This is a genomic window from Parablastomonas sp. CN1-191 (genome assembly GCF_049354825.1).
In the GTDB taxonomy this organism is placed as follows: Bacteria; Pseudomonadota; Alphaproteobacteria; order Sphingomonadales; family Sphingomonadaceae; genus Novosphingobium.
The window spans coordinates 401,494-423,256 of sequence record NZ_CP186480.1 but is presented as its reverse complement, the minus strand read 5'-3'; the positions used below and the strand labels follow the sequence as shown (position 1 = coordinate 423,256).

The following is a 21,763-nucleotide window of genomic DNA, read 5'->3' as shown; positions in this document are numbered from 1 at the left end:
GTTACCAGCCTGCCTGCTTGCCCTTGTTCTGCTGATCGAGCCACTTCTTGAGCGGTGCGAAATAGCGCATCATGGCGCCGCCGCTCATCTCGCGGCTGCCGGTGAAGGCCTGCAAGGCATCGGGCCAGGGCTTGGACGCGCCCATCGCCAGCATGGCGTTCAGCTTTTCGCCCACCGCCTTGTTGCCGTAGAAGCTGCAGCGATGCAGCGGCCCCTTCCATCCAGCGGCCTTGCAAGCGGCTTCGTAGAACTGGAACTGCAGGATGCGCGCCAGGAAGTAACGCGTGTAAGGGACGACTGCCGGGATGTGATACTTCGCGCCAGGATCGAAAGCGTCGGCGGGCCGGGCGCTGGGCGGCACCACGCCCTGGTACTTCAGCCGCATCGCGTCCCACGCCTGCTGATAACCCTCGGGCTTGATCTCGCCCGAGAAGATTTGCCAGCGATAGCGGTCGATCAGCAGGCCGAACGGCAGGAAGGCAACCTTGTCCAGTGCCTGGCGCAGCAGCAGGCCGGTGTCCTTGCTGGTATCGGGCACCTTCGATCGGTCCAGAAGGCCGATCTGGACCAGGTACTCGGGCGTGATCGACAGCGCGATGGCGTCGCCGATCGCCTCGTGGAAGCCGTCGTTGGCGCCGTCGAGGTATAACGGATCCTGCTTGTTGTAGGCACGCTGGTAGAAGTTGTGTCCCAGTTCGTGATGGACAGTAACGAAGTCATCGCCGTTGACCTTCAGGCACATCTTCACCCGCAGGTCGTCGACGTTGTCGATGTCCCAGGCGCTGGCGTGGCAGACCACCTCGCGGTCGGCCGGCTTGGTGAACTGGCTGCGCTCCCAGAACGTCTGCGGCAGCGGCGCAAAGCCGAGCGAGGTGAAGAAGCCCTCGCCCGCCTTGACCATCTTGTGGGGATCGTACTGCTTGGCCTTGAGCAGCTCGGTCAGGTCGTAGCCGACGTCGCCGGCGCCCGGCGGGGCCACCAGGTCATAGATGTTGCCCCATTCCTGCGCCCACATGTTGCCCAGCAGGTCAGCCCGGATCGGGCCGTTGGCGGGCTGCACGCCGGCGCCGTACTTCTGGCTGAGCCGCGTCCGCACATAGGTGTGCAGACTGTCGTAAAGCGGCTTCACTTCGGTCCACAGCTTCTCCGTCAGGGCGGAGAACTGCTCGGGCGTCATGTCGTAGTTGGAGCGCCACAGGGCGCCGGTGTCGGCATAACCCAGGCCCACCGCCCCCTGATTCGAAAGTGCGGTCAGCTTGGCGTAATCGGCCTTCATCGGCTTGCCGACGTTGTCGTGCCAGCTGGTCCACATCTCTGCCAGCTCGGCCGGGTTGCGGTCGGTTCCCATCGCCGCCTCGATGTCGCTGCCGTTGATCGGTTTGCCGTTCAGCGTGCCCTGCCCCTTGCCGTACATCCCCTGGATGCGCGCCTTGAGGGTGGCGACTTCCTCAGCAGCCCCGGGGCGGGTCGGCGCCGGCAGCGTGATCAGCGTCCGCATGCGGTTGAGCTTGCGAGTGGTGTCGTAGTCCAGCCCCGGCAGCGCGGCGAACGGCGCCGCGGCGATCGCGTTGGCGACGTTGAGCGAGGTGCTCGCCGCCTCGGCCCGCGCGGTCAACGCCTCGGTATCGGGGGTGATGTAGGTTTCGTAGACCCACTCCGCCTGAGACGCCTCGATCGTCGCCTTGTTGTAGGCTGCCTCGGCGGTCGAGACGAAGGCCTTGGCATCGGCCACGGTCGGCGCCGGAGCAGCCACAGCCGCCGCAGACGGCGAAGTCACGCTTTGGGCGAGAGCCGGACTGGCGCACAGCGCCACTGCCGACGAGGCAATAAGGAAAATGCTCTTCATGGTTGCGCCCTCGGGTCAGATTATTGCTGTTGCGGGCAAGCTTGCAAATGGGGGTGCCGGGGTCAACCCTGCAGGAAGCGCACCAGTTCGTCGCCCAGCGCGCCTTGCGCCACGCTTCCCATGTGCGTTCCCGGCCCTTCGGCCAGCACTGCATTTGGCAGCGCGGCGACAAGCGCGTTGGGATCGCCGTTGTCGCGATCGTCGCTGCCACACAGCACCAGCGTGCGCATCGTGATCGCGGCAAGGTCTTCCGGTGCGGTGTCCGCCATCGACTCAAGAAGTAGCCGCGCCGCCGCGCCGTCGATCTTCATCGTCTTCATAAATTGCTGTGCCATATAAGCATCATCGCCAGGACGAATTGTGCCAAATCGGTCAATCACGTCGAGGAAAAAGTCCTTGCGCCGTGCCCAGCCCGCCAGACCTTCCAGCCCCATACCCGCCAGCACCAGCTTGGCCGGTTTCAGCCCGCCGATCACCCCGCGCGCCGCCGTGCGCGAACCGAGCGAGAAGCCGACGAGGTCGAAATCGGTCAGCCCAAGATGGGCGACCAGCGCCTCAAGATCCGTGGCCAGAACGTCATGCGGATAGTCGGCCGGATCGTGCGACTTCGCGCTGGCGCCGTGAGCGCGCAAGTCGGGCATCAGGCATTCGAACCCGGCGGCGGCAAGCTTGGCGGCGTGGCCGAACTTGATCCAGTTGACGGTCGCGTCGGAGAACAGGCCGTGCAGCATGATCACCGGCCGTCCCGCACCCAGCCGATGCAAGGCCAGCCTCGCGCCGCCGAACCCCTCGTAGAATTCCGCACTCATTCGGGCGCCTCCTGCCCCGCCGCGCGCCAGCGGCTGGCGACGATCTCGGTCTGGGCCGAATAGTGGCGCGGCAAATCCCTGGTATCGAGCCAGGCATCGACTGCGCTTTCGGCCCCGGCGTGAAGGATCGGGCGAAAGAACGCCGCATCGTCGAAACTGCCCAGCGTCACGTCCATATCCTTGCCCGGATTAAGAAAATCGAACGCCAGCGGCGTCCCGCAAGCGCTGCAAAACCCGCGCCGCGCGATCGGAGAGCTGTGATACCAATCCGGCTCTCGCTCCCACGCGATAACCTCACGCTGCAGCTGCACAAACGCCGCCGCGATCCCGCCGGTCGCCTTTCGGCACATCTTTCAATGGCACTAATAGGCGTCGGGGCCTTCAACGATAGCGGTGTAACGAATGCGGCCGCACTGGCAGCCGCCGGTCATAACGATTTTCATTGAAGCTAGCTACCAGACTGGACCACGGCGGCCTCTAGTATGTCTTGCAGTCGGGAGCAGGAATAGGCTTAGCTGACAACATTCTCTGCACCCAAATTTCAGACCCAAAAACGCCGAGATGTCCGTGGCCTTCCGGACTTCTTGATCCGATAAATTCGACCTCAAAGGCATGGGCGGGATAGCAATCCCGCAGTTTGTCGTAGCTGTCGTAGTCTAGTTTCGGGTCGATATTGACAGGATCATACATGAGCCAAACAGTAGAGCCGTACGAAGGGCGCTTTCTTGGGGCCGTGGTCGCACCCTCAAAAAATGCGGAGCCTTCAAATTCGTAAAGCCAGATGCCTTGGTACCGCTTAGGCTCATCGAAACGATAACATCTAGAGCTACGGTCGTAATAAGTCACATCACCCTTAACAGTGGTGCAAGGTTCTCCCAACACCATGGCGACGGGAATTGATGTGCGAACGCTATCTCGAAGATAGAGATAGTTAAACGGGTTTCCCAGCCAAGGCCAAAAGGTCACGAGAATTACGCTGGCCAGAGCAGCGAGACCAATTTCTTGCCGTGACATGCGGAAATGATACTGCGTCGCTGGACCGCGTCAACGACCACTTCAATGATCAATGTGCTGACGAGCGGCCACCTCACCCCTTCTTCAGATGCCGCCGCCCCAATAGCTCCGCGATCTGCACCGCGTTCAGCGCGGCGCCTTTGCGCAAGTTGTCGGACACGCACCACAGCGACAGGCCATTCTCGATCGTCGGGTCCTCGCGCACGCGGGACACGAACGTGGCGTAATCGCCGACGCATTCTACGGGGGTGACGTAGCCGCCGTCCTCGCGCTTATCGATCAGCATGATGCCGGGCGCCTCGCGCAGGATGTTCTGCGCGGCTTCGGCCGACAGCTCGTCGCGCAGCTGGATATTGACCGCTTCGGAGTGGCCGACGAACACCGGCACGCGCACGCAGGTAGCGTGGACCTTGATCCTGGGATCGAGAATCTTCTTGGTTTCGACCACCATCTTCCACTCTTCCTTGGTCGAACCATCGTCCAGGAACACGTCAATGTGGGGGATGACGTTGAAGGCGATCTGCTTGGTGAACTTCCTGGGCACGGCCGGATCGCCGACGAAGATGTTGCGGCTCTGCTCGAACAGCTCGTCCATGCCGTCCTTGCCGGCTCCGGAAACCGACTGGTACGTCGCCACCACGACGCGCTCGATCGTGGCCGCGTCGTGGAGCGGCTTCAATGCGACGACCAGCTGCGCGGTCGAGCAGTTGGGGTTGGCGATGATGTTCTTGCGCGTGTACCCGTCGATCGCATCGGGGTTCACTTCGGGGACGACCAGCGGCACGTCCGGGTCCATGCGGTAAAGCGAGGAATTGTCGATCACCACGCAGCCGGCAGCCGCCGCCTTGGGCGCATAGTCCTTGGCCGGTCCGGAACCGGCGGCGAACAGCGCGATGTCCCAGCCGGCGAAATCGAAGTGTTCGAGGTTGTGGCACTTGAGCGTGCGGCCGCTTTCCCCGAACTCGACCTCGAGCCCGGTTGAGCGGGCCGAGGCGACCGCCGCGATCTCGTCGATCGGGAAGGCGCGCTCCGCCAGGATGTTGAGCATCTCGCGCCCGACATTGCCCGTCGCGCCGACCACTGCCACCCGGTAACCCATGCTGCTCACCTCTTGCCTTACGGGCGCCTCCCGTAGCGAATGGCGCCCGCAGGGCAAGGCGAATAGGTCTGCTGGCGGCTAAAGCGCGCCTATTCCGGCGGGGTCACCCCGTGCCGCGCCAGGAAGGCGAACACACCTTCGTAAAGGTGCTGGCGCGCCTTCGGTCCGGCGATGGCGTGGGTCTTGCCAGGGTACAGCATCATCTCGAACGGGACCGCCGCGTCCTGCAGCGCGCCGGCCAGCGCGGTGGTGTTGTCGAGCACGACGTTGTCGTCGGCCATGCCGTGGATCACCAGCAGCGGGTCCTTGATCCGCGTCGCGACCGTCAACGGGCTGGTCGCCTTGTAGACTTCGGGCACGGTGCGCGGATCGCCGAGGTAACGCTCGGTATAGGCGGTGTCGTAAAGGTCCCACCGGGTGACGGGCGCGACCGCGATCCCGGCGGCATATTCGCCCGGGTCCTGCGCCAGCATCATAAGGGTCATGTAGCCGCCATAGGACCAGCCGAACGTCGCGATCTTGGCAGGGTCCACATAGGGAAGCGTCTTCAGATAATCGGCGCCGACCTTCTGGTCGGCCACCTCGACGCTGCCCATCGCGTGGCTGATCTGCTTTTCGAACGCGACGCCGCGGTTGGCCGAGCCGCGGTTGTCGATCTCGAAATAGATGTAGCCCTTGTCGGCGATCGCCTGGGGCAGCGCGCCGCCCCAGCCGCGCGTCACCACCTGGCTGTGCGGGCCGCCGTAATGGCTGAAGAACACCGGGTAGCGCTTGCCCGCAACCAGCGGCGGGGCGATCATCCGGTAATGGAGCACGCTGCCGTCCGCGGCCTTTAGCGTGCCGAAGCGCGTCTCGCGGTGGCTGACCAGGTAGGGCGCATAAGGATGCTGCCCTTCGACCCGGTTCTCCTCGATCCAGGTCACCCGCTTGCCGTCGGGACCCGCCAGATAGCTTTGCGGCGGCTGGTCAGGGCTGGAGCGCGTGACGATCAGCGTCTGGCCCTTGCCGTCCATTGTCGCTGCGTTGGCAAAACCGGTCTCGCTCAGCAGGACGGGGGAGCCGCCCTTGAAGTCGACGCTGTAGACGTTGGGCGCCAGCGGGTCGTCCTTCATCGCGGTGAAGAACGCCTTGCCCGCCGCCTCGTCGACGCCGAGCAGGCCGGTCACCGGCCAGTCGCCCCTGGTCAAGGCCGTCCACTTGCCGTTCTTGTAGCGATAGAGGTGGGCAAACCCGCTGCGCTCGCTGGTCCACACCAGGCTGCCGTCGGCGAGCCACTTGTAGGATGCGCCCTTGATCACGTTGATCCACGCGCCCTTGGCGGCGTTTTCGGTGAACAGCACGCGGCTCTTGCCGGTCGCCGGATCGACCGCCAGCAGGTCCAGCTTCGACTGCGCCCGGTCGAGAACCTGGACATAGAGCGTTCCGCCGTCCTTCGCCCAGTCGACCCGTGCGATATAGAACTCCTTGCGCCCGCCGAGGTCGACCGTGGCCGGCCGCCCGCCGTCAGGATCGACGAGGTGAAGCGAAACGTCGGCATTGGGCGTGCCAGCGGCCGGATAACGCTGGTCAAAGGTCCGCGTCCCGTCGGCGCCAATGGCGGCGCGGGTGACCACCTTGACCGGCGCCTCATCGAAGCGTTCAACCGCGATGCGCTTGTCGTCGGGCGACCACCACGTGCCGGTCGAGCGGTCCAGCTCTTCCTGGGCGACGAATTCGGCTTCGCCCCAGTGGACGGTTTCGGCCGCCTCCGCCGGGGTCACCGCACCCGGCGCCTTGCCGAGCGCGCCGACCCACAGCCGCCGGTCCTTGACGAACGAAACGTAGCCGCCCTTGGGGCTCAGCGCCGGGTTGAGCGCTCCTCCCCCCTCTTCGGCGCCCGCGCCATCGAGCTTGCGCTGGCTGCCGTCGAGCCCGGCGAGGTAGAGCACGCCGTCGACCGGCACCAGCAGCGCCCTGCCGTCAGCGGTCCACGAGTAGGTCACGATGCCCTTCAGGTCGCCGATCCGCTGGCGCTCGCGCTGCATCTTCTCGGCCTCGGACAACTCGCGGCCGCTGCCCAGCTTGAGCGAATCGACCAGCATCCGCCACTGTCCGGTGGCCCGTTCGTAACCCCACAGGTCGTAGCGCAGACGGTCGTCGCTGCGTGGCCGAAGCAGCGTCAGCCACTGGCCGTCGGGCGAAAGTTTCATCGCCCGCGGCGCCGGTCCGTCCAGGCTTGGGCTGGCGAAGACGCGCTCGAACGTCAGCGCGGGGGCGGCGGCCGGTGCCGCTTCCTGGGCGTGGCCGCTCATCGGGACAACAAGTGCGGACGACGCGGCGAGCGAGGCGAGGAAGAGGGCGGCATGGCGCAAGTGTCTGGGCTCCGAACGAAAAGGGGCGCCCTGGCCGATGCCGGGGCGCCCCTCTCTCTAGCGGTTGTGCGCAGGCGCGCCAGTGGGCCTTAGCCCTCGGTGGTGCGCACGTCGCGGCGCTCGGCAATGCGGGCGCGCTTGCCGGTGCGGCCGCGCAGGTAGTAAAGCTTGGCACGACGCACCACGCCGCGGCGGACCACGGCGATGCTGTCGATGTTCGGCGAATAGAGCGGGAAGACGCGCTCGACGCCCTCGCCGAAGCTCATCTTGCGAACGGTGAAGTTGCTGCCGATGCCCTTGTTCGAACGCGCGATGCACACGCCTTCATAGTTCTGGACGCGGGCACGCTCGCCTTCGATGACCTTCACGCCGACGCGGACGGTATCGCCCGGGCGGAATTCGGGAATGTCCTTGGCGGCCTTGGCGATTTCCTCGGCTTCGATCTGCTGGATCAGGTTCACTGGTCTCAGTCCTTCTTCGGTCGCTGCGCGCCAGAGGCAGACTGGACCCGAGCGCCGTCATGACGCTCCCAAAGATCCGGCCTGCGTGACCGTGTATCGATCTCGGACTGGAGGCGCCTCCAGCCTGCGATCTTCGCATGATCCCCCGATCGCAGCACTTCGGGGATCGTGCGCCCTTCCCATTCCACCGGGCGGGTATAGTGCGGATACTCGAGGAGGCCGTTCTCGAACGATTCCTCAGTCCCGCTGGAAGGCGCGCCCATTACGCCGGGAAGCAGCCGAATGCAAGCGTCCAGCAGCAGCAGCGCGCCCGGCTCTCCGCCCGACAGGATCACGTCGCCGACCGACACTTCCTCCACCTCGCGGGCCGCGAAGATCCGCTCGTCGAAGCCTTCGAATCGGCCGCACAGGATAGTGACGCCGGGTCCCGCCGCCAGCGCCCGCACGCGCGCCTGGGCCAGCGGTTTGCCGCGCGGCGTCATCGCCAGCACCGGTGCATCGGGCACCAGCGTGCGGGCGTGGTCGATCGCGGCGGCCAGGACATCGGCCTTGAGGACCATGCCGGCCCCGCCGCCGGCGGGCGTGTCGTCGACGGTGCGGTGCTTGTCAGCCGCGAAATCGCGGATCTGAACGGTGTCGAGCGTCCACGTACCCTCGGCGAGAGCCCGCCCCGCCAGGCTGACGCCAAGCGGCCCGGGAAACATCTCGGGGTAAAGGGTCAGGACGGTCGCGGCAAAAGTCATGGCCGTCCTTTGCCGCGACGGCGCGGGTTTGCAAGTCGGCCCGCTGCCGATAGGCTGGCACCATGCTGCGTTTCCTGACCGCCGCCGCGCTCGCGCTCGCTCCCATCGCCGTTTCGGGCTCCGCCCGGGCCGAGGGGATCGGCGAATGCCGGTTCGACCGCGATACGCTGACGTTCGCGGGCACAAAGCTGGAACAGGCGACCTGCCTTCTGCGTCACGTCGGCCCGCTGGCGGTCCGCACGCCGCAGCCGCTGCCGCCGATCATCGCGGATCTGATGACGCGCAGCGATCCGCCCAGCGAGGCGATGAAGCAGGCGGCCATCGCCGCGTTTCCCGAACCCTATCGCGATTACGCCGCGCTCCACGCCGCCGACCCCACCTCGGTCACCGAAGGCAGGCTGCCGCTGATGTACTTCGTGATCCACGATACCAGCGAGCCGTTCCTGGGCGAAAAACCCTTCCCGCCGCACCTGAACCGCGACCTCAATGTAAATTCGTTCGATCGCTATATCGGCAAGGAGATCGCGCCCGAACCGGTCGCGCACATCTTCCTCAACCGCGTCGGGCAGATCTGGGCGGGTCACGATTTCCAGGAGCCGTGGCGCGCCACCAAGCTTGAAAGCCGTGTCGTCGGCACGACCGCGCGCGGCCGCTTCGTTCATATCGAGACCGTCCAGCCGCGCCGCTTCATGAAAGGCTACCATGACCGGGGCCACACCTACGGCCCGAAGCCCGGCTTCACCAGGGAGCAGTACAGGATGCTGGGCGCACTCTACGTCTACGCCAGCGCGCGCGCCGGCCATTGGCTGGTTCCGGCGCAGCACAATACCGTCGATACCACGATCCCGGATGCCCACGACGATCCGCAGAATTTCGACATGAAGGCGTTCGGCAAAGCGGTGGCAGAGTTCGCCGGGCCGGTCCGCAAGGCCGGCTAGTCGCGCGCGCGCCGTCGATCGGTACGGCGGCTGGCAAAGAGTGCGACCGGCAAGCCGATCACGGTTGCGCCCATCAGCGCGGACAGCGAAAGCGTCACGGTAACGATCGCCAGTTCTTCGCCGACGGACTCCAGCGCAATCAGGGCGACAGGAAGCACGATCGGCAGAAAGCCGCCGCATAGCGCCGCGACGATCACGCGGCGGCGCAGCGACCAGAGCGGCATCAGGAATGAAAGGATGATGGCCAGGGCTGCGCTGATCGCGGCGATCATCGCGACCATGAACAGCACCGCGACCAGCGTCGACAGGTCGGTCACGATGCGTCGTCCCACCCGGCGGCCACGGTGATCTGTTCAGCGTCCCAGCCCGGCACTGCAGGCTCGCGAAGCGGAACCATGAAACGCGACCCATCCGCGCGCGCGATCTCGATGACGTCACCGGCGCCGTAGTTCTCGACCGCGACGATCGTGCCGAGCGGCGCGCCGTCATCACGGACGGCGGCGAGGCCCAGCAGGTCAGCGTGGTAGTATTCGCCCTCTCCAAGCGGCGGCAGCGCGGCGCGCGGCACGGTCAGGACGGTACCGCGTAGGGACTCTGCGGCGGTGCGGTCGGTCACTTCGGCGAAGCGGGCGATGGCGCCGCCCTTGCCGTCGTCCTTGATCTTCGCCGCGGTCAGCGTGCCGTCGTTGAAGGCGCGGTGAGGCTTTAAACCCGCCACGCCTTCGCCGAACAGCTTGAGGCGGACCTCGCCCGTCACGCCGTGCGCCCCGGTGACGGCGGCCAGGACCACCTCACCGGACCGCGTGACGGGGCGCGTGTCCTTGCCTTCAGGCACCGGAGATCAACCCTCGGCGTTTTCCTGCGAGCTCTCGCCCGCGGCTTCGGCCGGGGTGTCGCCAGCGTCGCTGTTCGGCGTCGCCTCGTTGGCGTCCTCGGCGGGCGCTTCGGCAGCAGCGGCTTCCTCGGCCGGAGCCTCGGCGGCAGTCGTTTCCTCGGCCGGAGCCTCGGCGGCAGTCGTTTCCTCGGCCGGAGCCTCGGCGGGGGCTTCCTCGGTCACCTCCGGCTCGGGAGCGGCGGCCGCAGCGGCGGCGGCTTCCTCGGCCTCACGCGCCTTGGTGGCACGGTCCTCAGCGCGTTCCTTGGCCTTCTTGCCCGGCTCGCCCTTGTTGGGGTTGGTGGTGGCGGCGCGCTCCTTGATGCCAGCCTTGTCAAGCATGCGCGCGACGCGGTCGGTCGGCTGCGCGCCGACGCCCAGCCAGTAGTTCACGCGGTCTTCGACCAGGCGGACGCGGTTATCGTCGTCCTTGGCGAGCAGCGGGTTATAGGTGCCGACCTGTTCCAGGTACTTGCCGTCGCGCGGGGCGCGGGCATTGGCGACAACGACCTTGTAATAGGGGCGCTTCTTGGAGCCGCCACGCGACAGACGCAGGGAAATTGCCATTCGATTATTCCTTCAGGTTTGAATGTGTTGAACGTTATTTCTTGAGAAGATCGCCAAGGTTCGCCGGTGCGCCAGACGAACCGCCAAGCCCGGGCAGACCGCCCAGCCCGCCGGCACCGCCGCCGCCCATTCCGCCGCCGCCTTTGCCGAACAGCGCGCCCAGGCCCTTGAGGCCGCCCATCTTCTTTATCTGCTTCATCGCGCGCTCCATTTCCTGGTGCATCTTGATGATCTTGTTGACGTCCTGGACCTGGACGCCCGAGCCCTTGGCGACACGGATCTTGCGCTTGGCGTTGAGCAGGTCGGGGCGCGCACGTTCCTTGGTCGTCATCGACCCGATGATCGCGTCCATGCGCAGCAGCACGCGGTCATCCATGCCGGACTGCTGCATCGCCGCCTTGGCCTTCTTCATGCCCGGCAGCATGCCCGCGAGCGCGCCGAGGCCGCCCATCTTCTGCATCTGGCGCAATTGCTGGCGCAGGTCGTTCATGTCGAACTGACCCTTGGCCATGCGCTCGGCCATGCGGTCGGCGTCTTCCTGGTCGATCGCCGCGGCCGCCTTCTCGACAATCGAGACGACATCGCCCATCCCCAGGATGCGCCCGGCAACGCGCGCCGGGCTGAACGCCTCGAGCGCGTCCAATTTTTCGCCCATGCCGGCGAACTTGATCGGCTGGCCAGTGACCGCCCGCATCGACAGCGCCGCGCCTCCGCGCGCATCGCCATCCATCCGGGTCAGCACGACGCCGGTCAGCGCGATGTTGTCGGAGAAGGTCTTGGCGACGTTGACCGCATCCTGGCCGGCCAGCGAATCGACCACCAGCAACGTTTCGTGCGGATTGCCGATCCCGGCGACCGCCTTCATCTCCGCCATCAGCTGGTCGTCGACGTGGAGGCGCCCAGCAGTGTCGAGCAGCAAGACGTCGGCGTTCTGCAGCTTAGCCGCGGCAAGCGCGCGGGTAGCGATATCGACGGGCATCTGCCCCGCGATGATCGGCAGTGTCGCGACGCCGACCTGATCGCCCAGCACTGCCAGCTGCTCCTGCGCGGCCGGGCGGTTGACGTCGAGCGACGCCATCAGTGCCTTCTTGCCGTGCTTTTCCTTGAGCAGCTTGCCGAGCTTGGCGGTCGTCGTCGTCTTGCCCGAGCCTTGCAGGCCGACCATCATGATGACGATCGGCGGCGCGGCATTGAGATCAAGGCCGTGGACCTCGTCGCCCCCCAGCATATCGACCAGCGCGTCGTTGACGATCTTGACGACCTGCTGGCCGGGCGTAACCGAACGGAGCACCGACTGGCCAACGGCCTTTTCGGTAACCTCGTCGATGAAGCGGCGCACCACCGGCAGCGCGACGTCGGCTTCCAGCAACGCGATCCGCACTTCGCGCATCGCGTCGCGCACGTCCTGCTCTTTCAGCGCACCGCGCCCGCGCAGACGCTCGAAAACGCCGCCAAGCCGGTCTGAAAGAGTATCGAACATCCTAGATTCGCTCCAACGCCAAAAACGCCGGCGGACGAAACCTCGTCAGCCAGCGGTCAGTTCAGTATTCGATGCCACGCCGGAACGTGGCGGTATCCGTAATCGCGAAATGGTGGAGCCTAGCGGGATCGAACCGCTGACCTCCTGCATGCCATGCAGGCGCTCTCCCAGCTGAGCTAAGGCCCCGTGACCATTTCATCGCGGCCCTGGGAGGCCGCCGTCCTGCCCTGCCGGGCGGGAGGCAGCCCTTTATGGGGCCGCTCCCGCGCTGGCAAGACCCTAATTGTCGTCCGCGTTGTCGTCGTCGTCGACGCCCACGCCAAGGTCGTCGTCGCCACCGAGGTCGACGTCGTTGTCCGGCGAATCGCCGTCCTCGTCGATGTCCAGATCCTCTTCCTCGGCCAGGTCGCTGTCAGCGGTTTCAGCCGGCTTGTCCTTCTGGACCTCCTCATAGGGAATCGGCTGCTTCGACTTCAGCACCGGATCGGGAGCCCAGGCGTGACCGCATTCGATGCAGGTCACCGGGTCGTCCTTGCCCAGGTCGTAAAAGCGGGTGCCGCACTTCGGGCAGCCGTGCTTGGCGCCCCATTCAGCCTTGACCATGTCAGTCCTTCGTCCAGCGGCGCATCCAGCATGGAGGCGCGCGAAAATGCATTGATGGGAACGGCGCGGAGGGCCCGCAAGGCCCACGGCACGCTCGTGCGGCGGCGCCTTGCCATAGCGCACCCCCGCTGTCAAAAGCCGCGCGCCTTGACCGATACCACACAGCCCTTTCCCCGCACCTTTTCCACCGGCCGCCCTTTGCGCGGCCGCGTGCGCGTCCCCGGCGACAAGTCGATCAGCCACCGCGCGCTGATGTTCGGCGCCGTGGCGCTGGGCCAAACGCGCATCACCGGCCTCCTCGAGGGCGAAGACGTTCTGGCAACGGCCGCGGCGATGCGGGCGATGGGCGCGCAAATAGAGCGTCCTGGCGATGGCACCTGGCGCGTCGACGGGGTTGGCGTCGGCGGGTTGCTGCAGCCGGACCACGCGATCGACATGGGCAATTCGGGCACGTCGACCCGCCTGCTGATGGGCTTGGTCGGCACTCACGCAATCACTGCCACATTTGTGGGCGACGCCAGCCTCTCACAGCGCCCGATGGCGCGCGTGACCGAGCCGCTGTCACTGATGGGTGCCGGTTTCGACAGTTCGCCCGGTGGCCGCTTGCCGCTGATCCTGCGCGGCGCAAGCCTGCCGGTGCCGATTACCTACCGGCTCCCGGTCGCCAGCGCGCAGGTCAAGAGCGCGGTTCTCCTTGCCGCGCTCAACACCCGCGGCACGACCACCGTGATCGAGCCGGTCGCCACTCGCGATCACACCGAGCGGATGTTGCGTGGCTTCGGCGCGGACCTGGACGTCTGCGAGGAAAACGGTGACCGCGCCATTTACCTGACGGGAGAGGCCGAGCTCACGGGACAGGACATCGTCGTTCCCGGCGATCCCAGCTCTGCGGCGTTCTTCATCGTTGCCGCGCTGCTGGTGCCGGGCAGCGAACTGACAATCGAAAACGTGGGCATCAATCCCACCCGCACGGGGCTGGTCTCGGTGCTGCGCGCAATGGGCGGCGACATCGTCGAGGAAAACGTCCGCGACGTCGGCGGCGAACCGGTCGCGGATCTGCGCGTTCGTCATTCGGCCCTGACGGGCATAGCAGTGGACCCGGCGGTGGCGCCGAGCATGATCGATGAGTTCCCGGTCCTGTTCGTCGCCGCTGCGCTTGCCGCGGGCACCACGACGACACGGGGCCTGGACGAGCTGCGCGTCAAGGAATCGGACCGCCTAGCAGTAATGGCGCGCGCGCTCGAGCGCGTCGGCGCGCGTGTCACAGAGTGCGAGGACGGGCTAGTGATCGAGGGCACCGGCGGTGACCCGCTGCCAGGGGGCGGGCCGATCGCGACCCATCTCGATCACCGCATCGCCATGGCGCTGGCGGTCGCTGGCCTGGCCAGCCGCGGCGGCGTCCGCATTGATGACATGCGCCCGGTCGCGACCAGCTTCCCGACCTTCGAGGCGCTTCTCGAGCAGGCGCAGGCCGGGGAGCAGTCATGAACGAAACCGCCGCCAACGCCGCCGGCTTCATCGGCATGGCCTGCATCGTCTTCGCCTATTGGTATATCACCAGCCGCAAGACGCCGAACCCGTTTGTGCAGCACGGAGTCAACCTGGCCGGGGCGGCGCTGCTGACGGTGTCACTGCTCGTCAACATGAACCCAGCGAGCCTGGTTCTGGAAGGGTTCTGGGCGGCGATTGCGATCTGGGGCCTGGTCAAGGCGCTGAAAGCGCGGGCCACGTGATCATCGCGGTCGACGGGCCCACGGCTTCGGGCAAAGGCACCATCGCGGCGGCGCTGGCACGCCATTACGCCCTCCCCCACCTCGACACCGGGCTACTTTACCGCGCCGTGGGTTACCAGTGCGCAGCCAGCGGGGGCGACCCGGACCGGGTGGACGATGCCGTTCTTGCCTGCGGTTTTCCCGATGCGCTGCTGGCCGATCCCGAACTGCGTAACGAGGCGACCGGCGGCCTTGCCAGCCGCGTCTCGGTCCATCCCGCTGTCCGCCAGTGCCTGTTTCAGCGCCAGCGCGTTTTCGCCCTGCAGCCCGGCGGCGCCGTTCTCGACGGGCGCGACATCGGCACCGTCATCGCCCCAGAGGCCGAAGCCAAGCTTTTCGTCATCGCCAGCGTCGAGGCCCGCGCCCGCCGCCGGTTCGCCGAGATGCAGGAACAAGGCCGCGATGTGTCGATGGCCGACATCGCGGCGGAGCTGGCAGCGCGTGACGAGCGCGACCGCAAACGCGCCGAGGCGCCGCTCGTAGCCGCGCCCGACGCAGTCCTGCTCGACACCTCCGAGCTGTCGCGCGACGCCGCTATCGCCGCCGCCATCGCCATGGTCGAAGCGGCGCGGAAGGGTCGAACCGATCGGCTCTGATCGGCCCTTACCGGCGAATTTCCTTGCTTATTCGGCTTTTTCGATTACAGCGGCGCCATCGCGGGCTTCGATCAAAGCATCGTCCGTGACAGAGAGACCGCCGTGCTCCCGCTATTGATCGGGAGCCACACGCCGATGGACCTCAACGAACTCTATTTCCGCTATCAGCTGTCGACGATGCGCGCCGACGGCACCGACGACCTGGGGCAGCGTCGCTATCACCGCTCGCTGGCCGATGGCTTCGGCCGCCGCATCGCTGCGATCCAGCAGGGCAGCGGCGCCGCCGCGGCGCGTGGCTGGGCCTGCGCCGCGTGAGCAGCGCTCAGCACCCCGCCGACGAGGTTCCTGCCGTTGACGTGCCGGACGGCGTGCCTGCCGCTTCGGATGATGCGCCCGGCGCCGGCAAGCCGCGGACCATGCGCTTTCGCCGCAGTGACACTCCGCGCCTCGACAGCGAGCATGCCGGCCGTCAGGGCCTGATCGTGCGCCGCGCATTCGAACTGCTGGGCGGCCGCGACGCGGCGATGGCCTTTCTCAACACCGAGGACACCGCGCTCGGCGGCCGTCCGCTCGACATCGCGATGGCCAGCGAAGCCGGGTTCCAATCCATCGAGGACGCGATGCGCCTTCGCAGCCAGGGAGCCGCCGCATGAGCCGCGCCATCAACCTTTCGATCGAACTGCCTGCCGCCCTTGCCATGGCCGAAAAGGAAGGCGTGCCGCTGAGCGCGTCTGAACAGCTGCCCGGCGGCGGGTGCCAGGTCGTCGCACGCACCAGCGACGGTGCCGACACACTTCGCCGCAAGTTCAAGGGCAAGATGATCGAGGGCAAAGTCGCCCGCTACGCCTTTGCGCGCCTGCGCGGCTGGGCCTGACCCCAGCACGCTTGCATTTCCGCGGCTTTGCGCCTAGGCGCGCGGCGTCCCGAAAGCACCTGCTGAAACGGACCTTCGCCGCGGCATCCGGCCCGGCGGAGAGACGCGGCCCTTTTGGCCCGTGCACAAACTTTCCCTGACCGGGAAAGGCGCAATCCCGCGCTGCACGGAGGAAGACCGGCGGATACAACCGCCTGGCCGGAAACATGACTGAAGGAAGACAATAGATGGCAACTGCTGCCACTCCCACGCGCGACGATTTTGCCGCGCTGCTCGACGAAACGCTCGGCGCTGCCGGCACTGGCGGCTTTGAAGGCCGCGTCGTCAAGGGCACCATCACCGCGATCGAAGGCGACAAGGCGGTGATCGACGTTGGCCTCAAGAGCGAAGGCCGCGTCCCCCTCAAGGAATTCGCGATGCCCGGCCAGCCGCACGGCCTGTCGGTCGGCGATGAAGTCGAAGTCTATGTCGACCGGGTCGAGAACTCGGAAGGCGAGGCGATGCTCAGCCGCGACCGCGCCCGCCGCGAAGCCGCCTGGGACAAGCTGGAAGGCGAGTTCGGCGAAGGCAAGCGCGTCGAGGGCGTGATCTTCGGCCGCGTCAAGGGTGGCTTCACTGTCGACCTCGACGGCGCCGTGGCGTTCCTGCCCGGTAGCCAAGTCGACATCCGCCCGGTCCGCGACGTGACCCCGCTGATGGACGTGCCGCAGCCGTTCCAGATCCTCAAGATGGATCGCCGCCGCGGCAACATCGTCGTCAGCCGCCGCGCCGTCCTCGAAGAAACCCGCGCCGAACAGCGTTCTGGCCTGATCCAGAACCTGTCCGAAGGCCAGGTGATCGACGGCGTCGTCAAGAACATCACCGACTACGGCGCGTTCGTCGACCTGGGCGGGATCGACGGCCTGCTGCATGTCACCGACATGAGCTACAAGCGTGTCAACCACCCCAGCGAGGTCATCAATATCGGTGACACCGTCAAGGTGCAGATCATCCGCATCAACCAGGACACGCAGCGCATTTCGCTGGGCATGAAGCAGCTCGAGGGCGATCCGTGGGAAGGCGTCGAAGCCAAGTACCCGGTCGGTGCCAAGCTGCACGGCGTGGTCACCAACATCACCGAATACGGCGCATTCGTAGAGCTGGAGCCGGGGATCGAGGGCCTCGTCCACGTCTCGGAAATGTCGTGGACCAAGAAGAACGTCCACCCCGGCAAGATCGTCAGCACGTCGCAGGAAGTCGACGTCATCGTGCTCGAGGTCGACGCCGACAAGCGCCGCATCAGCCTCGGTCTCAAGCAGGCCCAGGGCAACCCGTGGGAAGACTTCGCCGAGAAGCACCCGGTGGGCACCGTGGTCGAGGGCGAAGTCAAGAACGCCACCGAGTTCGGCCTGTTCATCGGCCTCGACGGCGACGTCGACGGCATGGTCCACATGTCGGACATCGCCTGGGGTATCTCGGGCGAGGACGCGCTGGCGCTGCACCGCAAGGGTGAGCAGGTCTCCGCGATCGTTCTCGATGTCGACGTCGAGAAGGAGCGCATCAGCCTGGGCATGAAGCAGCTCGAAAAGGGCGCCCCGGCTGCCGGCGGCGTTGCTGCCGCGGGCGGTTCGTTGAAGAAGAACCAGGTCGTCACCGTGACCATCCTGGAAGTCCGCGACGGCGGCCTGGAAGTCCAGGCCGGCGACGATGGCGCCACCGGCTTCATCAAGCGTTCGGACCTGGGCCGCGACCGCGACGAGCAGCGTCCCGACCGTTTCCAGGTCGGCCAGAAGCTCGACGCCATGGTCATCGGCTTCGACCGTTCGAAGAAGCCAAACTTCTCGGTCAAGGCACGTCAGCTCGCCGAAGAGAAGGAAGCGGTCGAGCAGTACGGTTCGTCGGACTCGGGCGCCTCGCTGGGCGACATCCTGGGCGAAGCGCTCAAGGGCAAGAAGTGATCTGACCGTTCGCATTCCCGCCTTCGCGGGGATCACGGGATGACAAGGAAAGGCTCGCCCCATTCGGGGCGGGCCTTTTTCTTTGCCCGCGAAGCGACTACCTTCGGCCCATGACCCTGATCGTCCACCAGTTCCCCTGCCTGTCCGACAACTACGGCTTCCTCGTCCACGACACCGCCAGCGGCGAGACCGCCTGCATCGATACGCCAGACGCGGACGAATACCTGCGCCAGGCCGCCGCCCGGGGCTGGCGGATCACGCAGATCTGGAACACCCACTGGCATCCCGACCACGCCGGCGGGAACGAGGCGATCAAGGCGGCGACCGGCTGCACGATCTCCGCCCCGAAAGTCGACGCGCCCAGGATCGCCGGCATCGACCGCGAGCTGAGCGCCGGCGACACCGTTTCACTCGGCGATTACAAGGCCGAGGTCATCGACGTCGGCGGTCACACGATGGGCCACATCGCCTATCACCTCCCCGCTGCCACGCTGGCCTTCGTCGGCGACGCGCTGTTCCCGCTCGGCTGCGGACGGATGTTCGAAGGCACCCCCGGCCAGTTCTGGGCCAGCCTGGCGCGGCTCAAGGCGTTGCCGGCCGAAACGGTGCTCTATTCCGCTCATGAATACACGGCTTCGAACGCAAAGTTTGCGCTCCACGCCGATCCGGACAACGCGGCGCTTCAGGCTTACGCTGCCGAGGTTGGCGACCGCCGAGCACGCGGGGCGCCAACGGTGCCAACCCGCCTGGACAAGGAGCTCGCCGCCAATCCCTTCCTGCGCGCCGACGATGCTGCGCTGGCGGCACGTTGGGGTGGCGGCGACGCGTCCGCGACGTTCGGCGCACTGCGCGCCGCCAAGGACAATTTCTAGTCGAACAAGGCCTTGCCGAGCAGCGCGCCGATCGCTGCGCCGGCAAGCTGCGCCACCACGAAGCCCGGCACGTCCGCCGGCGCGATCCCCGCGAAGGTATCCGACAAGCTGCGCGCCAGCGTGATCGCGGGATTGGCGAAGCTGGTCGACGAGGTGAATCAGTACGCAGCGACGATATAAAGCGCGACGGCTGCCGGGATCGCCTGGGGGCGGTGGCGCGAGGTCCCCAGGATCGTCAGCACCAGTCCGGTCGTGGCAACGATTTCGCCTAGCCACGGCCCGGGCCCGCTGCGCGCGTGATGCGAGAATTCCACCGCGGGCAAGCCGAACATGAGGTTGGCGCAGATCACGCCCAGCACGCCGCCCAGCACCTGCGCGGCAATCCACGGGGCCGTCCGCCGCCAGGGAAAGCTGCCCCGCCCCGCCATCGCCAGGGTTACGGCCGGATTGAAATGCGCGCCCGACAGCGGCGCCAGCATCGCGATCAGGACGTAGAGGATCGCACCGGTCGCGATCGAGTTGCCCAGCAGCGCGACCGCGGCGTTCCCGCCCGCCAGCCGCTCCCCCATGATGCCCGACCCGACCACGCCGGCGAACAGCAAGAAGCTTCCGGTCGCTTCGGCCAGGACCGCGCGCAACAGCCGATTCTCCATTCCCGCTCCCCCGAACAAAAAGGGGCGGCCGTTTCACCGGCCGCCCGCATTTCTGTCACCTTCTCGAAACTTCGCTCAAAGCCCGGCGATGGTCTCGTCGACCAGTGCCTTGTCCCCCTCCGCCGAGTGATTGCGCGCAATCAGCACGGCCGCGGCGCGGGTTGCGGCGTCAGCGGCCTGGGCCCGCAGTTCGTCGACCGCGGCGCGCTCGGCAGCGCCGATCTTGTCCTGCGCCATCTTTTCGCGCCGCGCGATCATCGCGGTGCTGTCGGCCTCGGCCTTGGCAACGATCGCTTCGGCCTCATGCTTCGCGTGGGCGAGCATCTCGGCGGCGTCTTTTTCGGCGCCGGCGATCTTGCTGGCGTACTCGGCGCGCAGCGCCTCGGCCTCGGCGCGCAGCGCCTTGGCTTCGTCCAGCTGCTGGCGGATCTTGGCGATCGAGCTGTCGAGCCCGCCGGTCACCGCGCCGGGCGCCTTCTTCCAGATAAGAATGCCGATCAGCACCGCCATCGCCAGCGCCACCCAGGCACCCGGCCCCAGGCCCAATGCGGACGGTTCGGGATGGTGCAGGTCGGCACGGCCTTCGGCCAGCGTCTCGCCCCGGTCGGCGTGCTTGAAGGTCGGCTGTTCGGCGGCTGCGGCTACGGTCGTATCAGCCATTGAGCGCTTCCTTCACCGCCGCCCGGGCGGCGGTCTTGTGTACCTTCGCGCCGGCGACGCGCAGGGCGATTTCGGCCGCCGCCTCGGTGGCGACGGTTTCGATCTCGCCGCGCGCTTCTTCGCGCGCGGCGGCGATGCGGGCCTCGGCGGCGGCGAGCGTCGCGTCGACCTTTTCGCCCGCCTTGGCGAGCGTCTTTTCGGTTGCCGCGGCGGCATCGGCCTTGGCCCTGGCGATCAGCGCCTGGGCATCGGCACGCTGCCGGTTCGCGGTTTCGCGCCAGGCTGCCTCCTCGGCATCGGCGGCGGCCCGCGCGGCTTCGGCCGCGGCAAGGTCACCGGCGATCTGCTTGTCGCGCGCATCGACCGTCTCCATCACCTTGGGAACGGTGCCCCGGCCGATGACGAAGAAGACAAAGCCGAAGCAGACCATCAGCCAGAAGATCTGGCTGGCATAGGTCGCGGCAAGCTGCGAGATTTGAGGCATCTGGGTTTTCCTGGTGGCCGGGGGTCGCCCCCCGGCCTGACAATCAGGCGACGAAGATCAGGATCATCGCGACGACGAACGACAGCAGGCCGAGAAGTTCGGCGGCCGCGAATCCGATGAACAGGCGGCCCTGCTGGCCGTCGGCCGCACCCGGGTTGCGCAGCGCGCCCTCGAGGAACGAACCGAACACGTTACCCACGCCGGTGGCGGCGAGGCCGGCACCGATAGCGGCAAGACCGGCACCGATCAGCTTTGCGCTGGCTGCGTCCATGGTAGAAACTCCTTTTCCTTGAAACTTGGTGTGTGACGAAACGGCTTTAGTGAAGGTTTTCGGCGTCGTTCAAGTAGAGCGACGTGAGCAGGGCGAAGACGTAGGCCTGGATGCCCGCGACCAGCAGTTCCAGCGCCTGGATCGCGACCATCAGCACGAAGCTGGGCACGCCCACGATGGTGCCCCAGAAGGGACCCGAATTGGCGCTGTTGATGACGAAGCTGGACAGCACTTCCAGCAGCACGTGTCCGGCCATCATCGCCACGAACAGACGCAGGCCGAGGCTGAAGGGGCGGACCAGGAACGAGACCAGCTCGATCACAGGGATCAGCCACATCAGCCACAGCGGCGTGCCGTGCGGGACGAAGAGCGAGAAGAAGTGCAGCCCGTGGCGCCAGAACCCGACGATCAGAACGATCGAGAACGACAGGATCGCCAGCACGCCGGTGACGGTGAAGTGGCTGGTGGCCGTGAACGGATGCGCGCCGACAAGCGCCAGCGGCAGCAGGCCCAGGATGTTGGCGAACAGGATAAACATGAACAGCGAGAAGATGTAGGGCACGTACTTGCGCCCGGCCGGGCCGACATTTGCGGCCAGCAGGTTGTCGATGAAGCCGGTGAAGCTTTCGACCGCCATCTGCCAGCGCCCCGGCACCAGCGCGCGCTTGTTGCCGCCCAGCACGAACAGCGTCAGGACCACGGTGGTGATCAGCATCCACAGCGCGGAGTTGGTAAACGCGATGTTGTAGCCCGCGATCGACCAGTGATCGGTCCCCCACAGGGGCTCGATCGCGAACTGGTGCATGGGGTCGACTTTGCCCTGTTCGGCCACGTGCAAAAACTCTCTTGTCGGCGATCG

General features: G+C 66.6%; 25 protein-coding genes, 1 tRNA gene and 2 pseudogenes. 9 read left to right on the top strand and 19 right to left on the bottom strand.

The window, feature by feature from the left end; all coding sequences use genetic code 11:
* Position 1 precedes the first annotated feature (1 nt).
* The 8 genes from ACOYW6_RS02140 to trmD all read right to left on the bottom strand — a co-directional run bounded on the left by ACOYW6_RS02140 (position 2) and on the right by trmD (position 8,323).
* On the bottom strand, positions 2-1,846 hold the full coding sequence (locus ACOYW6_RS02140) for a M2 family metallopeptidase (RefSeq protein ID WP_423142184.1): 1,845 nt from the start codon (positions 1,844-1,846) through the stop codon (positions 2-4).
* Positions 1,847-1,908: 62 nt separating this feature from the next.
* The gene (locus ACOYW6_RS02135) at positions 1,909-2,655 is read right to left on the bottom strand and encodes an alpha/beta fold hydrolase (RefSeq protein WP_423142183.1); all 747 of its coding nucleotides are present in this window, start codon (positions 2,653-2,655) and stop codon (positions 1,909-1,911) included.
* Entirely contained in the window at positions 2,652-3,005 is a 354-nt protein-coding gene (locus tag ACOYW6_RS02130; RefSeq protein ID WP_423142182.1) for a GFA family protein, read from the bottom strand. Before ACOYW6_RS02130 ends, ACOYW6_RS02135 begins: the two co-directional genes overlap by 4 nt.
* Before the next feature lie 127 nt (positions 3,006-3,132).
* Positions 3,133-3,669: a hypothetical protein gene (locus ACOYW6_RS02125; RefSeq protein ID WP_423142181.1), complete on the bottom strand. Its 537-nt coding sequence runs from the start codon at positions 3,667-3,669 to the stop codon at positions 3,133-3,135.
* A gap of 73 nt (positions 3,670-3,742) precedes the next feature.
* Positions 3,743-4,768 (bottom strand): aspartate-semialdehyde dehydrogenase, encoded by a 1,026-nt coding sequence (locus tag ACOYW6_RS02120; protein WP_423143038.1) that lies wholly within the window; start codon positions 4,766-4,768, stop codon positions 3,743-3,745.
* An 89-nt stretch (positions 4,769-4,857) separates the two neighbouring features.
* Entirely contained in the window at positions 4,858-7,059 is a 2,202-nt protein-coding gene (locus ACOYW6_RS02115) for a DPP IV N-terminal domain-containing protein (protein WP_423142180.1), read from the bottom strand.
* A 149-nt stretch (positions 7,060-7,208) separates the two neighbouring features.
* Positions 7,209-7,580 carry a 50S ribosomal protein L19 gene (gene rplS / locus ACOYW6_RS02110; RefSeq protein WP_423142179.1) on the bottom strand — a complete coding sequence of 124 codons (372 nt, stop codon included), beginning with the start codon at positions 7,578-7,580 and terminating at the stop codon, positions 7,209-7,211.
* 5 nt (positions 7,581-7,585) lie between these two features.
* Positions 7,586-8,323 carry a tRNA (guanosine(37)-N1)-methyltransferase TrmD gene (trmD, locus tag ACOYW6_RS02105; RefSeq protein WP_423142178.1) on the bottom strand — a complete coding sequence of 246 codons (738 nt, stop codon included), beginning with the start codon at positions 8,321-8,323 and terminating at the stop codon, positions 7,586-7,588.
* A gap of 62 nt (positions 8,324-8,385) precedes the next feature.
* Here trmD and ACOYW6_RS02100 point away from each other — a divergent pair, with 62 nt between their 5' ends.
* Complete coding sequence (locus tag ACOYW6_RS02100; protein WP_423142177.1) at positions 8,386-9,261, top strand: hypothetical protein; 876 nt, start codon at positions 8,386-8,388, stop codon at positions 9,259-9,261.
* Here ACOYW6_RS02100 and ACOYW6_RS02095 read toward each other — a convergent pair.
* The 6 genes and pseudogenes from ACOYW6_RS02095 to ACOYW6_RS02070 all read right to left on the bottom strand — a co-directional run bounded on the left by ACOYW6_RS02095 (position 9,258) and on the right by ACOYW6_RS02070 (position 12,785).
* The gene (locus tag ACOYW6_RS02095; RefSeq protein ID WP_423142176.1) at positions 9,258-9,578 is read right to left on the bottom strand and encodes a hypothetical protein; all 321 of its coding nucleotides are present in this window, start codon (positions 9,576-9,578) and stop codon (positions 9,258-9,260) included. The two genes, ACOYW6_RS02100 and ACOYW6_RS02095, sit on opposite strands and share 4 nt — an antisense overlap.
* Entirely contained in the window at positions 9,575-10,096 is a 522-nt protein-coding gene (rimM, locus tag ACOYW6_RS02090; protein ID WP_423142175.1) for a ribosome maturation factor RimM, read from the bottom strand. Before rimM ends, ACOYW6_RS02095 begins: the two co-directional genes overlap by 4 nt.
* 153 nt (positions 10,097-10,249) lie before the next feature.
* Positions 10,250-10,702, bottom strand: a pseudogene (rpsP, locus tag ACOYW6_RS02085) (30S ribosomal protein S16); the annotation flags it as partial.
* 34 nt (positions 10,703-10,736) lie between these two features.
* The gene (gene ffh / locus ACOYW6_RS02080; RefSeq protein WP_423142174.1) at positions 10,737-12,182 is read right to left on the bottom strand and encodes a signal recognition particle protein; all 1,446 of its coding nucleotides are present in this window, start codon (positions 12,180-12,182) and stop codon (positions 10,737-10,739) included.
* Positions 12,183-12,292: 110 nt separating this feature from the next.
* A tRNA-Ala gene (locus ACOYW6_RS02075) sits at positions 12,293-12,368 on the bottom strand.
* A gap of 93 nt (positions 12,369-12,461) precedes the next feature.
* A complete protein-coding gene (locus tag ACOYW6_RS02070) occupies positions 12,462-12,785 on the bottom strand; it encodes a TIGR02300 family protein (RefSeq protein ID WP_423142173.1) in 324 nt (107 codons plus the stop codon).
* 147 nt (positions 12,786-12,932) lie between these two features.
* Between ACOYW6_RS02070 and aroA the strand changes: the two genes are divergently transcribed.
* The 8 genes from aroA (at position 12,933) to gloB (ending at position 18,836) form a co-directional block, all read left to right on the top strand.
* Positions 12,933-14,273 (top strand): 3-phosphoshikimate 1-carboxyvinyltransferase, encoded by a 1,341-nt coding sequence (aroA, locus tag ACOYW6_RS02065; RefSeq protein WP_423142172.1) that lies wholly within the window; start codon positions 12,933-12,935, stop codon positions 14,271-14,273.
* On the top strand, positions 14,270-14,518 hold the full coding sequence (locus ACOYW6_RS02060) for a CBU_0592 family membrane protein (RefSeq protein ID WP_423142171.1): 249 nt from the start codon (positions 14,270-14,272) through the stop codon (positions 14,516-14,518). Before aroA ends, ACOYW6_RS02060 begins: the two co-directional genes overlap by 4 nt.
* Positions 14,515-15,153 carry a (d)CMP kinase gene (locus tag ACOYW6_RS02055; protein ID WP_423142170.1) on the top strand — a complete coding sequence of 213 codons (639 nt, stop codon included), beginning with the start codon at positions 14,515-14,517 and terminating at the stop codon, positions 15,151-15,153. The genes ACOYW6_RS02060 and ACOYW6_RS02055 overlap by 4 nt, the downstream gene beginning before the upstream one ends.
* Positions 15,154-15,288: 135 nt before the next feature.
* Entirely contained in the window at positions 15,289-15,468 is a 180-nt protein-coding gene (locus ACOYW6_RS02050) for a hypothetical protein (protein ID WP_423142169.1), read from the top strand.
* Positions 15,465-15,806: an antitoxin Xre/MbcA/ParS toxin-binding domain-containing protein gene (locus ACOYW6_RS02045; RefSeq protein WP_423142168.1), complete on the top strand. Its 342-nt coding sequence runs from the start codon at positions 15,465-15,467 to the stop codon at positions 15,804-15,806. Before ACOYW6_RS02050 ends, ACOYW6_RS02045 begins: the two co-directional genes overlap by 4 nt.
* Positions 15,803-16,027 (top strand): hypothetical protein, encoded by a 225-nt coding sequence (locus ACOYW6_RS02040; protein WP_423142167.1) that lies wholly within the window; start codon positions 15,803-15,805, stop codon positions 16,025-16,027. Before ACOYW6_RS02045 ends, ACOYW6_RS02040 begins: the two co-directional genes overlap by 4 nt.
* A gap of 227 nt (positions 16,028-16,254) precedes the next feature.
* A complete protein-coding gene (gene rpsA / locus ACOYW6_RS02035) occupies positions 16,255-17,964 on the top strand; it encodes a 30S ribosomal protein S1 (protein WP_423142166.1) in 1,710 nt (569 codons plus the stop codon).
* Between the two features lie 110 nt (positions 17,965-18,074).
* Positions 18,075-18,836, top strand: coding sequence for a hydroxyacylglutathione hydrolase (gloB, locus tag ACOYW6_RS02030; protein ID WP_423142165.1), 762 nt, complete (start codon positions 18,075-18,077; stop codon positions 18,834-18,836).
* Here gloB and ACOYW6_RS02025 read toward each other — a convergent pair.
* From ACOYW6_RS02025 to ACOYW6_RS02005, 5 genes and pseudogenes are all read right to left on the bottom strand, one after another.
* A pseudogene (locus tag ACOYW6_RS02025) lies at positions 18,833-19,489 on the bottom strand (MIP/aquaporin family protein). The gene gloB and the pseudogene ACOYW6_RS02025 sit on opposite strands and share 4 nt — an antisense overlap.
* Before the next feature lie 75 nt (positions 19,490-19,564).
* Positions 19,565-20,149, bottom strand: a complete 585-nt coding sequence (locus tag ACOYW6_RS02020; protein WP_423142164.1) for a hypothetical protein — start codon at positions 20,147-20,149, stop codon at positions 19,565-19,567.
* Positions 20,142-20,633 (bottom strand): ATPase, encoded by a 492-nt coding sequence (locus tag ACOYW6_RS02015; RefSeq protein ID WP_423142163.1) that lies wholly within the window; start codon positions 20,631-20,633, stop codon positions 20,142-20,144. Before ACOYW6_RS02015 ends, ACOYW6_RS02020 begins: the two co-directional genes overlap by 8 nt.
* A gap of 43 nt (positions 20,634-20,676) precedes the next feature.
* Positions 20,677-20,904 (bottom strand): F0F1 ATP synthase subunit C, encoded by a 228-nt coding sequence (locus ACOYW6_RS02010; protein WP_423142162.1) that lies wholly within the window; start codon positions 20,902-20,904, stop codon positions 20,677-20,679.
* Between the two features lie 46 nt (positions 20,905-20,950).
* Complete coding sequence (locus tag ACOYW6_RS02005) at positions 20,951-21,736, bottom strand: F0F1 ATP synthase subunit A (protein ID WP_423142161.1); 786 nt, start codon at positions 21,734-21,736, stop codon at positions 20,951-20,953.
* Between the last annotated feature and the right edge of the window lie 27 nt (positions 21,737-21,763).

Excerpts from the sequence above, each read along its gene's own strand:
- ACOYW6_RS02140 (WP_423142184.1), bottom strand. The coding sequence starts at position 1,846 with ATGAAGAGCATTTTCCTTATTGCCTCGTCGGCAGTGGCGCTGTGCGCC.
- ACOYW6_RS02135 (WP_423142183.1), bottom strand. The coding sequence starts at position 2,655 with ATGAGTGCGGAATTCTACGAGGGGTTCGGCGGCGCGAGGCTGGCCTTG.
- ACOYW6_RS02130 (WP_423142182.1), bottom strand. The coding sequence starts at position 3,005 with ATGTGCCGAAAGGCGACCGGCGGGATCGCGGCGGCGTTTGTGCAGCTG.
- ACOYW6_RS02125 (WP_423142181.1), bottom strand. The coding sequence starts at position 3,669 with ATGTCACGGCAAGAAATTGGTCTCGCTGCTCTGGCCAGCGTAATTCTC.
- ACOYW6_RS02120 (WP_423143038.1), bottom strand. The coding sequence starts at position 4,768 with ATGGGTTACCGGGTGGCAGTGGTCGGCGCGACGGGCAATGTCGGGCGC.
- ACOYW6_RS02115 (WP_423142180.1), bottom strand. The coding sequence starts at position 7,059 with ATGAGCGGCCACGCCCAGGAAGCGGCACCGGCCGCCGCCCCCGCGCTG.
- trmD (WP_423142178.1), bottom strand. The coding sequence starts at position 8,323 with ATGACTTTTGCCGCGACCGTCCTGACCCTTTACCCCGAGATGTTTCCC.
- ACOYW6_RS02100 (WP_423142177.1), top strand. The coding sequence starts at position 8,386 with ATGCTGCGTTTCCTGACCGCCGCCGCGCTCGCGCTCGCTCCCATCGCC.
- ffh (WP_423142174.1), bottom strand. The coding sequence starts at position 12,182 with ATGTTCGATACTCTTTCAGACCGGCTTGGCGGCGTTTTCGAGCGTCTG.
- ACOYW6_RS02070 (WP_423142173.1), bottom strand. The coding sequence starts at position 12,785 with ATGGTCAAGGCTGAATGGGGCGCCAAGCACGGCTGCCCGAAGTGCGGC.
- ACOYW6_RS02060 (WP_423142171.1), top strand. The coding sequence starts at position 14,270 with ATGAACGAAACCGCCGCCAACGCCGCCGGCTTCATCGGCATGGCCTGC.
- ACOYW6_RS02050 (WP_423142169.1), top strand. The coding sequence starts at position 15,289 with ATGGACCTCAACGAACTCTATTTCCGCTATCAGCTGTCGACGATGCGC.
- ACOYW6_RS02040 (WP_423142167.1), top strand. The coding sequence starts at position 15,803 with ATGAGCCGCGCCATCAACCTTTCGATCGAACTGCCTGCCGCCCTTGCC.
- rpsA (WP_423142166.1), top strand. The coding sequence starts at position 16,255 with ATGGCAACTGCTGCCACTCCCACGCGCGACGATTTTGCCGCGCTGCTC.
- gloB (WP_423142165.1), top strand. The coding sequence starts at position 18,075 with ATGACCCTGATCGTCCACCAGTTCCCCTGCCTGTCCGACAACTACGGC.
- ACOYW6_RS02020 (WP_423142164.1), bottom strand. The coding sequence starts at position 20,149 with ATGGCTGATACGACCGTAGCCGCAGCCGCCGAACAGCCGACCTTCAAG.
- ACOYW6_RS02015 (WP_423142163.1), bottom strand. The coding sequence starts at position 20,633 with ATGCCTCAAATCTCGCAGCTTGCCGCGACCTATGCCAGCCAGATCTTC.
- ACOYW6_RS02010 (WP_423142162.1), bottom strand. The coding sequence starts at position 20,904 with ATGGACGCAGCCAGCGCAAAGCTGATCGGTGCCGGTCTTGCCGCTATC.